The sequence below is a fragment of the Tabrizicola fusiformis genome (genome assembly GCF_013328815.1).
Taxonomy (GTDB): Bacteria; Pseudomonadota; Alphaproteobacteria; order Rhodobacterales; family Rhodobacteraceae; genus Fuscibacter.
Genome location: NZ_JABUHN010000033.1, coordinates 1 through 8,066, shown reverse-complemented (window position 1 = coordinate 8,066; position 8,066 = coordinate 1). Strand labels below are relative to the sequence as shown.

At 64.3% G+C, this 8,066-nt stretch carries 19 protein-coding genes; all 19 read left to right on the top strand.

Features of this window, described 5'->3' with window-relative positions; genetic code table 11:
* A partial coding sequence (locus HS053_RS21765; RefSeq protein WP_194245634.1) for a DUF3164 family protein occupies positions 1 to 618 on the top strand: 618 nt, incomplete at its 5' end.
* Positions 618 to 932: a hypothetical protein gene (locus HS053_RS21760; RefSeq protein WP_174213339.1), complete on the top strand. Its 315-nt coding sequence runs from the start codon at positions 618 to 620 to the stop codon at positions 930 to 932. The genes HS053_RS21765 and HS053_RS21760, both read left to right, overlap by 1 nt.
* Positions 932 to 1,195 carry a hypothetical protein gene (locus tag HS053_RS21755; protein ID WP_174213338.1) on the top strand — a complete coding sequence of 88 codons (264 nt, stop codon included), beginning with the start codon at positions 932 to 934 and terminating at the stop codon, positions 1,193 to 1,195. The genes HS053_RS21760 and HS053_RS21755 overlap by 1 nt, the downstream gene beginning before the upstream one ends.
* Entirely contained in the window at positions 1,195 to 1,587 is a 393-nt protein-coding gene (locus HS053_RS21750) for a hypothetical protein (protein WP_174213336.1), read from the top strand. Before HS053_RS21755 ends, HS053_RS21750 begins: the two co-directional genes overlap by 1 nt.
* Positions 1,587 to 1,802, top strand: coding sequence for a hypothetical protein (locus tag HS053_RS21745; RefSeq protein ID WP_174213335.1), 216 nt, complete (start codon positions 1,587 to 1,589; stop codon positions 1,800 to 1,802). Before HS053_RS21750 ends, HS053_RS21745 begins: the two co-directional genes overlap by 1 nt.
* Positions 1,802 to 2,068, top strand: coding sequence for a hypothetical protein (locus HS053_RS21740; RefSeq protein ID WP_174213334.1), 267 nt, complete (start codon positions 1,802 to 1,804; stop codon positions 2,066 to 2,068). The genes HS053_RS21745 and HS053_RS21740 overlap by 1 nt, the downstream gene beginning before the upstream one ends.
* Before the next feature lie 4 nt (positions 2,069 to 2,072).
* Positions 2,073 to 2,768, top strand: coding sequence for a DUF7168 domain-containing protein (locus HS053_RS21735; protein WP_174213333.1), 696 nt, complete (start codon positions 2,073 to 2,075; stop codon positions 2,766 to 2,768).
* On the top strand, positions 2,768 to 2,986 hold the full coding sequence (locus HS053_RS21730) for a hypothetical protein (RefSeq protein WP_174213331.1): 219 nt from the start codon (positions 2,768 to 2,770) through the stop codon (positions 2,984 to 2,986). Before HS053_RS21735 ends, HS053_RS21730 begins: the two co-directional genes overlap by 1 nt.
* Entirely contained in the window at positions 2,983 to 3,444 is a 462-nt protein-coding gene (locus HS053_RS21725; protein WP_174213330.1) for a phage protein GemA/Gp16 family protein, read from the top strand. The genes HS053_RS21730 and HS053_RS21725 overlap by 4 nt, the downstream gene beginning before the upstream one ends.
* Before the next feature lie 44 nt (positions 3,445 to 3,488).
* A complete protein-coding gene (locus tag HS053_RS21720; protein ID WP_241699982.1) occupies positions 3,489 to 4,055 on the top strand; it encodes an MT-A70 family methyltransferase in 567 nt (188 codons plus the stop codon).
* Positions 4,052 to 4,465, top strand: a complete 414-nt coding sequence (locus tag HS053_RS21715; RefSeq protein WP_174213329.1) for a response regulator transcription factor — start codon at positions 4,052 to 4,054, stop codon at positions 4,463 to 4,465. Before HS053_RS21720 ends, HS053_RS21715 begins: the two co-directional genes overlap by 4 nt.
* 84 nt (positions 4,466 to 4,549) lie before the next feature.
* A complete protein-coding gene (locus HS053_RS21710; protein ID WP_174213328.1) occupies positions 4,550 to 5,443 on the top strand; it encodes a lysozyme in 894 nt (297 codons plus the stop codon).
* Positions 5,443 to 5,772 (top strand): hypothetical protein, encoded by a 330-nt coding sequence (locus HS053_RS21705; RefSeq protein ID WP_174213327.1) that lies wholly within the window; start codon positions 5,443 to 5,445, stop codon positions 5,770 to 5,772. Before HS053_RS21710 ends, HS053_RS21705 begins: the two co-directional genes overlap by 1 nt.
* 3 nt (positions 5,773 to 5,775) lie before the next feature.
* Complete coding sequence (locus tag HS053_RS21700) at positions 5,776 to 6,285, top strand: 3TM-type holin (protein ID WP_174213326.1); 510 nt, start codon at positions 5,776 to 5,778, stop codon at positions 6,283 to 6,285.
* Positions 6,270 to 6,641 carry a DUF2730 family protein gene (locus tag HS053_RS21695; protein WP_174213325.1) on the top strand — a complete coding sequence of 124 codons (372 nt, stop codon included), beginning with the start codon at positions 6,270 to 6,272 and terminating at the stop codon, positions 6,639 to 6,641. The genes HS053_RS21700 and HS053_RS21695 overlap by 16 nt, the downstream gene beginning before the upstream one ends.
* Before the next feature lie 3 nt (positions 6,642 to 6,644).
* Positions 6,645 to 6,947 (top strand): VpaChn25_0724 family phage protein, encoded by a 303-nt coding sequence (locus tag HS053_RS21690; protein WP_174213324.1) that lies wholly within the window; start codon positions 6,645 to 6,647, stop codon positions 6,945 to 6,947.
* Positions 6,948 to 6,950: 3 nt separating this feature from the next.
* A complete protein-coding gene (locus tag HS053_RS21685; RefSeq protein ID WP_174213322.1) occupies positions 6,951 to 7,532 on the top strand; it encodes a phage protein Gp27 family protein in 582 nt (193 codons plus the stop codon).
* Entirely contained in the window at positions 7,529 to 7,870 is a 342-nt protein-coding gene (locus tag HS053_RS21680) for a hypothetical protein (RefSeq protein WP_174213321.1), read from the top strand. The genes HS053_RS21685 and HS053_RS21680 overlap by 4 nt, the downstream gene beginning before the upstream one ends.
* The coding region (locus tag HS053_RS22235) for a DUF6527 family protein (RefSeq protein WP_277817087.1) at positions 7,867 to 8,066 on the top strand (200 nt) is incomplete at its 3' end. The genes HS053_RS21680 and HS053_RS22235, both read left to right, overlap by 4 nt.

The window sequence follows — 8,066 nt, the reverse complement described above, 5'->3', positions numbered from 1 at the left end:
GGCATCGTGGAAGCGAATGGCAATCGCTACATGGCCGACGGCAAAGGCGGCTTGCGTGCAGTCGAGAATGTCCCGGCCATGAAGAAGCTGCAGGACGAAATGGTCCGTAAAGTCTTCGGCTTTGCATATGCACTTGCGGCGCAGATTGCCCGGTTCAAGGGGCATGTCTACGAAGACCTCGGCTCGTTCGACGCGCTCATGGCGCAGGAATATGGGCTGAAGATCGGCGGCCCGAAGGGGAACCGCACCTATTCCACCTTCGACGGCCTGATGAAGATCGAAGTCCGCATCGCGGATCGCATCGCCTATGGCCCTGAAATGCAGATCGCCAAAGCGCTGTTCGATGAATGTCTCAACGAGCGCGCCGCCGGGGCCGACCCGCTGATCCGCTCCATCGTCACCAACGCCTTCGATACCGACCGTGAAGGCCAGATCAACCGGACCAATGTCTTTGTCCTGCTGAACACCAATGACGACGATGCGCGCTGGGTCCGGGGTCAGGAAGCGATCCGCGACGCGATGCATGTGATCGGGTCCAAGAGCTATCTGCGCTTTCAGTTCCGCGACGCCTTCGATGCCCCCTGGCAATCGCTGACGATCGACCTTGCGAGTGCATGATGGGCGAATTCTCCCTCCCCGCCCTGATCGAGAAGGCGCGCGTCTATGTCATTTACATCGGCGATACCCCCGTCAATCTGGGTGACCTGATCGAGCGGATGGACCGCGACCTGACCGCGACCGATGAGCGGGTCGGCCAGTTGCAGGTCTTGCTGGCCCGCAACCTCGTCTTTGACCTCGGCAGCGCCGAGGACGCTCTGGAAGCGCTCGGTGGCTGGGGCGAGATGCTCACCATCGTCGGACGGCATGCCGAATCCAAGTCTGCCACGAGCGCAGGGCTCGAAACCGCTGACGATGGGAGCCTGTCTTTCTGATGGCCAGTTTCATGATTTGGGGAGAACCGGACAGCAAGCTGCGCCTAGCCAGCTATTCCGCCACCACGAAGGGCGAAAAGGCGCGGATCACCATTGTCGTTGAGACCGTCGATTTTCGGCAGCTTGGCTATGCCTTGGCGGAACTGGCCGAGGTGCGCGCAGCGCAGGTCGCAAGGCTGGCCCCGCCCGCGAAAACCAATCCGAAGCAGAAACCGCTCGCGCTGCCTCCTCCGCCGCTGCGCCTCATGAAATCGGAGGAATGATGATCACCTACACCTTCGCCCAGCGTTTCGTGCCGCTGATCTCCGCCGGGGTGATGCAGCAGACCTTCGAGCCGCCCCGCCTGCGTCATGCCCGGCCCGGTGAGCCAATCCGGCTCATGGATGCAGTCAATCACCGTCAGATCGTCGAGGGTGCGATTTGCACGGCGGTCGAGCGGATGGACATCCTCTGGACCGGCAATCGCATCACCGGAATCCGCGAAAGCAACATGCCGCTCCTGCGCCTTGAGGGCTGCGCCAAGCGGTTCGGTTATGCCGACCTCGAGGACATGGCCACCGATTTCGCGCGGCTCCACGGCCCGCGCTACATCGAAGGCTACATGATCGAGTGGCGGATCGCCGTCACCGCCGCCCTCGAACTGGAGGTGGCGTGATGCAGGTCCGTCTGATCCTGAAGCTCGCGGGAGGCGAGACAGAGTTCGGCCCGGATGCACAGGCGGCCAAGAGCTGCCTTGCTGCCTATCTGCGCGCTGCGGCGGTCCGAGTCGAAAACCTGAACGACGACAATGCCGTGGCATCCGTCCTGGATGATCTCTCCGGCGCCGTCGTTGGCAGCATCCAGTTGGAAATCATCGGCGGGGGGGCGTGATGTTGGCGCGCAGCACTCTTGAAGTCCGGCTTGAAGACGCCCGTTCTCGATTCCCGGTCGGAACTCCGGTGATCTATCACGCGGTGATGGGCTTCTCGTCGAAGCTGGAGACGGTTGTCCGCTCGACGCCCTGGGCGCTCGGGCATGGGGATATCGTCGTCAAGGTCGAAGGGGTCACCGGCGGCGTCTCGGTGGATCACCTCACCTTGCAGGACGGTGCCCAGGCTGTGGCCAGTCGCCATCCCAGCACCAACATCGGGGAATAAGGCGATGGGGGCGCAAGCGAGCATCAAGCAGAAGATCGCCGCTCTGCTGAAACTGACCACAGCGGCGGGCTGCACCGAGGCCGAAGCGCTGGCCGCTGCCGAAAAGGCTGCGGCCCTGATGCGAGAGCATGGGCTGTCCGAGGCGGATATAACCATCGGGCAGGCCTCTGTCGGCGCGGCCACAAAGGGTCGCAGTGCCCGCGACGATTTGTGGAAGATCGTGGCCTATTGCACCAACACGGCGCCGACCTTCGTGCATGTGCCGGGTCGGCGCGGCGCAGAGCTGGTCTTCGTCGGCCGTGATCCCGGTCCGCAGATCGCGGCCTATCTGTTCACGGTTCTCAATCGCGCCCTGGACACCGGCATTGCCGAGTTCAAGGCCGCGGCCTTCTATCGCCGCCGCAGAACTGATGCCACCCGGCGCGCGGCGGTGAAAGATTTCACCGTGGGGATGGTTGGCAGGCTGTCCCGGCGGCTGATCGAGGTTTTCGGGCCGTCGATCGACAAACAGGCGAGTGCCGTCGCCAAAGCGGCGCGCGATGACCGCTTTTCCGGTGCAAAGCCGGTCTCCGGCCTGGCGAAGGGAAAGGTCCGGTTTGATGATGCCGTCTGGTCCGGCTGGACGGCCGGAAACCGGGTCAATCTCGCCCAGGGCGTGAACGGTGGCTCGGCTGCGCCGCGCCGGATTGGGGGTGCGTGATGGCGCAACTCCACCCTGACATGCCGATTCATCAGCGGTGCGCTTTGATTGCCGTCGCACTGGCAAAGGTTCTGGACCGCGGACCTGAAATGTCGGTCGAGGCGACTGGCCCCTCCGGGTCGGATCTCGGCGTCTGGGTCATCAAGAACCCTTACGATGACAGCCGCGTAGCCTACGAAATCGACGACATCGCCCGCGAGCTGGAGGTGTTGCTGTGACCGCCGTCCGCAATCTCCAGCGCCAGATCCACGTCGGCTGCAAGCAGCTCGGCATCGATGCCGATTCCCGGCACGATCTTCAGCTTCTGGTGACGGGCAAGGCCAGTATGGCCGACATGACCGACGCCGAGTTGCGCAAGGTCGTTGAAGCTCTCGAAGAACGGGGCTTCAAAGCAGGTTACAAGGGGGGCGCAAAAGGCCGTCGCGCTCCGGCGCCGCGTGGGGATTTGCGTTATGTCCACGTCCTCTGGGGGCTGCTGGGCAAGGCGGGTAAGCTGGAAAAGCCCGGCCGTGATGGTCTGAACACCTTTGTGCGAGCCCGGTTTGAGGGGAAATGGCAGTCGGTCCCAATCGATATCGACGCGCTCCGCGATGCGGGTCAGATCAATGACGTCACGCGCGCCTTGAAGGCCATGTGCGCCCGGGCGGGCATCGAGACCGAGCGACGCCATGGGTGAGCAGTTGTCATGGATCGCGCCAGAAAAGCAGCGGGGGGGTGACCTTGCTCGCTGAATTCCACGCTTTGCGTCCGGTCGGAGGGTTTGGCCTGATCATGGCTGATCCGCCCTGGGCTTACGACATGCGGTCGGAGAAGGGCTATGCCAAGAGTCCCGAGGCGCACTACGGCACCATGCCCCTTTCGTGGATCAAGGCGCTTCCGGTCGAAGCGCTTGCCGCCGCCGACTGCCTGCTCTGGCTCTGGCACCCGGCGTCGATGACGCCCGACGCCCTGGAGGTGATCGGCGCCTGGGGCTTCAGGTTCAAGACCGGCGGGCATTGGGCCAAGGTCGGCGCCTCGGGAAAGCAGGCGTTCGGCACTGGCTACATCCTGCGCAATGCCGGAGAGCCCTGGATGATCGCCACCCGCGGAGCGCCCCGTACCACCAAGGCCGTCCGATCGGTGATCATCGCCCCCGCCCGCGAGCATAGCCGCAAGCCCGACGAGGCCTATGCTGACGCCGAGCGTCTGATGCCCAACGTCCAGCGTCTCGACCTCTTCAGCCGCCAGCGCCGCCCGGGATGGGCAAGCTGGGGCAACGAGGTGGACAAATTTGGGCCGCGCGCATGACGCCGTCCTTGCCAAAGACACCAGCACATGTCGAGCCCTTCGTGCGCGTGTTGGGCGTTGAAGGGGCGATCGGCTTCTTGCTGATGTTCGGCGGCGCTGAATTGCACCTGACCACAAGTCCGAAGGGGCGGTCCCGGCTCGAAGCCGAGTTCGGTCTTGTGATTGCCGTCCAGATCGCGGAGGCCGCCGCTCATCTGCCCCGCCGGATGCCTTTAGCGAAAGAATGGATCGCGGCGGTCTGGACGTCACAGGGCTTGTCCGACGCCGAAATTGCCCGCAGACTGCATGTCACGGATGTCACCGTCCGAGCATGGCGCAAGAAGGCGCCGTGGCGCGGTTTGCGCAAGGCCAAGGCGCCCGACCCGCGACAACTGCCGCTGCCGCTGACCCCGCAAGGTCTTGCGGATTAATCTGGCCCCCGCTTGCATTGCATCCTGATCCGGAAATCGCGGGCGCGCGCAGCGCGCAACCGCCCATCCCCGGAGCAGCCACAGATGCAGACCAGCCCCCTTGGCAAGGCCGCCCTCAGCCAGGAAGAGGGCGACGTCCTGCGCGCCTATCGTGACCCGGTGGGCGTCTGGACCATCAGCCGGGGCCTGACCGCGGCATCGGGTGTCGTGAAGCCCCGGGCGGGCATGATCATCACGCAGGCCGAGTCCGACCGTCTCTTTGATCTGGCGCTGGCCCGCTATGAACCGGCGGTCACCGAGGTGATGCCCGGCGCAAAGCAGCCCGCCTTTGATGCCGGGGTTTCCTTCCATTGGAACACGGGTGCGATCCGGCGCGCATCCTGGGTCAAGCGCTGGCGCGAGAAGGCCCCGCGCGAGATGATCCGTGCCGCGCTGGTGGCGTGGAACAAGGGCGGAGGCCGGGTGCTGCCCGGGCTGACCGCGCGCCGCGAGCGGGAGGCGCTGATGCTGCTGAACGGCATGTATCCCGCGCCTCTGACCGCCGCCCCGCCGCTTGCTCATGCCCGCTTTGCCCTGCAGATGTCCGGAATTGAGATCGGGGCTGTCCGCGAGGGGTTCCGCAAGCTGGGCTATGATCCCGGCGATCAGGTCAACGCCGTTCTGGCGAAATCCGTTGTCAGGTTCCAGACCGATCACGCCCTCAACGCCGATGCCGTCATCGGCCGCGCGACCCTTTCCACGCTGCAGCGCCGCCTCGATGCCCGCAGCAAGACCGCCACCGCCACCGTCACCGGCCTGCCCGCGGCAACTGTGCCCGCAACGGTGAATCCTGTTTCGGATCTTCAATGGGTCGGCCCACTCATCTGGGCCGGGCTGGCGCTTTACGCCCTGTCGCTCGCCTGGCGCTACCGCGACGTGATCGCGGCCAAGACCGATCGTCTCTTCCCCCGCCTTGCAACCTTCCTCCGGAGCTTCTGATGAAAGCCGAAATGAGCTTGGGCCGCTTTCTGGGCGCCCTCGTCGTTCTTGTCGCCCTCGCGCTGTGGTCGACGATTGCACAGGCCGCGCCCCCGGCGATCTGTGCCCTGACCGAAGATGCGCTGGCCGCGCTGGCCACGCGCTATGACGAGCGGCCCTTCTGGGTTGGCATCATGTCGGACGGCCAATCGGTGATGACCCTGACTGCCTCGCCCGATGGCGCCACCTGGACCGCGCTGATCAGTGCCGCGAATGGCCAGTCCTGCATGGCGGCGGTTGGCCTGTCTTCGAGCACGCCCGGCCCGCCCGAGCCGGATGAGGAGGGTTGATCCATGAGCGCCCTCGCAGCCCTTGCTCTTCAGGCCGGGTTCCCGATCCTGCAGAAGATCCTCTCCGGTCGGCTCGGCGATGCCAACGGCCAGCTGGCAGCGGATATCGTCGCCGCCATTGCTGGCCGCATCGGCATCGCACCGGATCAGCTCGATCAGGTGCAGGCCGATCAGCCCGGCAAGGTGATCGACGCCATGCGCGAAGTGGAACGCTCGGTCGCTCCCGAGAAGATCGATCTCTACGCCAAGGAGATCGAGGCCCGGATGCAGATGATGGAGGCCGACGCGGTCGAGCCGCTCTGGGCCCGCGCCTGGCGTCCGGGCTGGATGTATCTGCTCGGCATCTTCTGGCTCTGGAACATCGCCCTGCTGCACATCGCCAATGCCATCTGGCGGATCGCCCTGCCGCCGGTGCCCTTTGACCAACTGCTTGGCCTGACCTCGGTGTTCATGGGGCTCTACATGGGCGGCCACACCGTCAAGGACGTCATCAGCAAATGGGTGACGAAGTGAGCCCGGAGGAAACCACCGTCCAGGTACTGATCCTCTGGGCTCTCGCGCTGTCGACCGTGATCAACCTGGGCACGGTCGTCTGGAATATCTTTTCCGGGCCGTCGAAGAAGAACGGCGCGCGACTTGATGCGCTGACGGCCGAGATGTCGGCCCAGGGGCAGCGCCTGACCTTGATGGAGCAATCGCACCGAAGCCTGCCGTCAAAGGATGACATGCACGAGCTGGAAATGTCGATGGAGCGCCTCAAGGGCGAGATGAAGACGATGTCCCAGGTGATGGCTGGCCACGGCGCCATCATGGAGCGCGTCGAGGCCATCGTTGCCCGCCACGAAGACCACCTGCTGAAAAAGACCTGATCCATGAACTATGAAAACGACACCATCCGCCCGGATGCCCGGCTGATCATCCTGAAGGCGCTGGCGGGTCAGCCGGATTTCCGCATGCACTCGGGCTACGTCAGCAAAGAGCTGATGCGCTTCGGCATCGATCGCCCGCGCGAGTGGATTCACGGTGAGCTTGACTGGCTGGAGCAGATGGGGGCGGTGACGCTGACCAAGGCCGGCAGTGTGGTCGTGGCAATGATCACTGAAAAGGGGCAGCGTCATCTGCGCCTCTCGATCACCATCGAGGGCATCGACCGCCCCAGCCTGCCGGGCGCCTAAGCCATGGGTCGTGGCCGCCTTTCCAGCTTTGACCTCTTGCCCAGCGAGGCCGATGCCATTGTGGCATGGGCTGCGTCGGAGCTTGCCGATCGGGAAAAGACCCAGACTGACATCTATGCTGAGTTCGTGACGAAGTGCGAAGCCCTGATGGCCGAACACCGAGGAGAGCTGGAATTCACGATTCCGGCCTTCAGCTCGTTCAATCGTTACTCACTGCGTCAGGCTCGGCTTTCCCGCCGTCTGGACCAGACCCGCGAAATCGTGGCGGTGCTGGCCGAAAAGCACGATGCCAAGGCCAGCGACGATCTGACCATCATCGCGGGCGAGATGATCAAGTCGGTCGTCCTGCACATGCTGGGCGATGCGGCCGACGGCATTGCACCGAAGGAGCTGAAGGAACTGGCCGATGCCTTCCGGTCGGCCCAGGCAGCGCAGAACCTGTCCTCGACCCGCAAGACCAAAGAAGACGAGCAGTTGCAAGCCAAGCTGGGCGCAGCTGTCACGGCCGCCGCGAAGGCAAAAGGTCTGACGGCAGAGACCACCGAAGCCATCAAGGCCGAAATCCTTGGGGTTACCCGGCAATGATGCAGGATCGGCTCGCCAAGATGATGGCAGGAACCATCATCGTCTCCCTGACTGGCGGCGTTGCGGTGTTCGCCGTCATGCAAAACCGCCACCAGCTTGAGCTGATCCGGGGCGGTCACTGCCGCAAGATCATGGAGGCGCTCTACACGCCGCCCCCGCAGGCGCACAGCTCCTGCTACGGCGAAGGTTCGACCCGGTATTGCTCGACCTATTTCACCCAGGCAGATTCCTTCATGCGCAGCCTCTGGCGGTGCGCTGATCCCGAACGCCCTGACCAACCCTCGGAGTTCTGGCGGCGGACGGCTGAAGAAGACGTGCAAGGGATTCGGAACCAATGAGCGCCCTTGGTTCCAAGCTGCGTCGCGCCGAGAGTGGCATTGTCCTTTTCTGGTGTCCGGGCTGCGACAGCGCACATCAGATCCGCGTCGATCCTGCCTTCGGATCGGCCTGGGGCTTCAATGGCTCTGGCGATGCCCCAACCTTCACGCCGTCTGTGCTGGTCAGGTCTGGTCACTTTGTCGAGCCGCAAGGCAA

Bases quoted from the DNA above. Each gene is read 5' to 3' on its own strand.
- HS053_RS21755 (WP_174213338.1), top strand. From the start codon at position 932: ATGGCCAGTTTCATGATTTGGGGAGAACCGGACAGCAAGCTGCGCCTA.
- HS053_RS21760 (WP_174213339.1), top strand. From the start codon at position 618: ATGGGCGAATTCTCCCTCCCCGCCCTGATCGAGAAGGCGCGCGTCTAT.
- HS053_RS21680 (WP_174213321.1), top strand. From the start codon at position 7,529: ATGATGCAGGATCGGCTCGCCAAGATGATGGCAGGAACCATCATCGTC.
- HS053_RS21710 (WP_174213328.1), top strand. From the start codon at position 4,550: ATGCAGACCAGCCCCCTTGGCAAGGCCGCCCTCAGCCAGGAAGAGGGC.
- HS053_RS21700 (WP_174213326.1), top strand. From the start codon at position 5,776: ATGAGCGCCCTCGCAGCCCTTGCTCTTCAGGCCGGGTTCCCGATCCTG.
- HS053_RS21745 (WP_174213335.1), top strand. From the start codon at position 1,587: ATGCAGGTCCGTCTGATCCTGAAGCTCGCGGGAGGCGAGACAGAGTTC.
- HS053_RS21750 (WP_174213336.1), top strand. From the start codon at position 1,195: ATGATCACCTACACCTTCGCCCAGCGTTTCGTGCCGCTGATCTCCGCC.
- HS053_RS21730 (WP_174213331.1), top strand. From the start codon at position 2,768: ATGGCGCAACTCCACCCTGACATGCCGATTCATCAGCGGTGCGCTTTG.
- HS053_RS21695 (WP_174213325.1), top strand. From the start codon at position 6,270: ATGGGTGACGAAGTGAGCCCGGAGGAAACCACCGTCCAGGTACTGATC.
- HS053_RS21715 (WP_174213329.1), top strand. From the start codon at position 4,052: ATGACGCCGTCCTTGCCAAAGACACCAGCACATGTCGAGCCCTTCGTG.
- HS053_RS21685 (WP_174213322.1), top strand. From the start codon at position 6,951: ATGGGTCGTGGCCGCCTTTCCAGCTTTGACCTCTTGCCCAGCGAGGCC.
- HS053_RS21690 (WP_174213324.1), top strand. From the start codon at position 6,645: ATGAACTATGAAAACGACACCATCCGCCCGGATGCCCGGCTGATCATC.
- HS053_RS21705 (WP_174213327.1), top strand. From the start codon at position 5,443: ATGAAAGCCGAAATGAGCTTGGGCCGCTTTCTGGGCGCCCTCGTCGTT.
- HS053_RS21735 (WP_174213333.1), top strand. From the start codon at position 2,073: ATGGGGGCGCAAGCGAGCATCAAGCAGAAGATCGCCGCTCTGCTGAAA.
- HS053_RS21740 (WP_174213334.1), top strand. From the start codon at position 1,802: ATGTTGGCGCGCAGCACTCTTGAAGTCCGGCTTGAAGACGCCCGTTCT.